This is a genomic window from Moraxella atlantae NBRC 14588, assembly GCF_001591265.1.
In the GTDB taxonomy this organism is placed as follows: Bacteria; Pseudomonadota; Gammaproteobacteria; order Pseudomonadales; family Moraxellaceae; genus Faucicola; species Faucicola atlantae.
In genome coordinates, this window is sequence record NZ_BCUL01000061.1 from 1 (window position 1) to 1,496 (window position 1,496).

A 1,496-nucleotide genomic window follows, 5' to 3' on the forward strand; every position below is an offset into this window, starting at 1 on the left:
TAGCCATAGTAAAATGCTTTAAATTCTCGGTATCTGATTTGATGAAATAGTACCATGATGGTGATGATTTCTGCTAAACTGATGCAGCATGGTTTGTTTCGGGTCTTTTGACTGCTTTTTCGCTTTAGCGTTAGCATTTTCTTCTGTTGCTCGGCTGTGTAGGCTTTGCAGTAGTCGTCGATGTGGCAGTAAAGTGCTTCGAGATTGTCCATGTAAGAAGTCCTTGGCTAGGTTGTTTGTGGTGAACTTACTTTAGCATATTGGACTTCTTTTTTTTGCCTTTTCTTATGTCGAATTCGGGTTAAGTAAGTTTGAAGTGAATTTATAATTTGAATATATAAATAAATAGGTATTATTTATGAAACCGTGATTGAGCTGTTTAAGCGTAAGCCCCCGACCATCCCCTATTGAGGTGGTTTCCAGCAATGTGGTAGCAGCTCATCAATCTGGCTATCAGGATGTGTTGGCAGACGTCTCAGCACATCCGCCAAATACGCATACGGGTCAAGCCCATTCAATCTAGCTGACTGAATGAGCGACATAACATTCGCCGCCCGCTGCCCACTCTCAAGCGACCCTGCGAACAACCAATTCTTACGCCCGAGAGCCCAAGGACGCATCTGATTTTCTGCCCAATTATTATCAATCGGCAAATTGCCATCATCCAAATAACGTGTCAGAGCCTGCCACCGTTTCAAGCAATACTCAATCGCCTTGGTAATATCAGCATTCTTAGTCGTACCTAGCCTTTTCTCCTGTAACCACACAAGAAGCCTATCCGCAACTGGTTTAGCCTTATCTTGCCTGATTTGCCTAACCATTTGGGCATCTCTAGGCATTGGCGTTTGGTTTTTCTCAAACTGCTCATCAATCTCACGCTCAACGGCATACAGTGATTGAAATAACGCTAGTGCCTCAATGCTAATAAGACTTTGCCCTGTCACATGAAGTTCATGAAACTTACGTCTAGCATGGGCCATACAACCCACTTCAATCACCCCTCGCCCAAATAATGGCTTATAGCCGTTATAGCCGTCGCAAACAAGCTTGCCCTTAAAGCCCTTTAAAAAAGCATTGGGATACTCACTACCCCGACCTTGGGCAAAATCATACACCACCGCTTTGATTGGGCTGTGTTGTGGTGTTACATACGCCCACACATAGCCTTGCTTTAACCTGCCTTTAGCATCTTTCATGCCATAGCCATTTAATACTTTGACTGGGGTTTCATCGGCATGCACAATTGGCTGGGTTAGCATTATTTTATGCAAACGCTTGACTAAAAACCCAAGCTGTACGCCACAGCGTCCAACCCAATCGGCTAAGGTTGAATCGGATAAATATACCCCGCTACGCTGATAAATCAGGCTTTGGCGATATAGGGGCAAATGGTCAGCGTATTTACTGATAAGCACATGAGCCAGTAGCTCAGGCGTGGCAATGCTTTTATCGATGATTTGGGCATCGGTTTTGGCTTGAACCAACCGCTCACGGTT

1 protein-coding gene and 1 pseudogene are annotated in these 1,496 nt (G+C 44.5%); both read right to left on the reverse strand.

Going from position 1 to position 1,496, the window contains the following annotated elements; translation table 11 throughout:
- Positions 1-212: pseudogene (locus MA2_RS10670) on the reverse strand (IS982 family transposase); the annotation flags it as partial.
- 192 nt (positions 213-404) lie between these two features.
- The coding region (gene tnpC, locus MA2_RS10675) for an IS66 family transposase (protein ID WP_156470958.1) at positions 405-1,496 on the reverse strand (1,092 nt) is incomplete at its 5' end.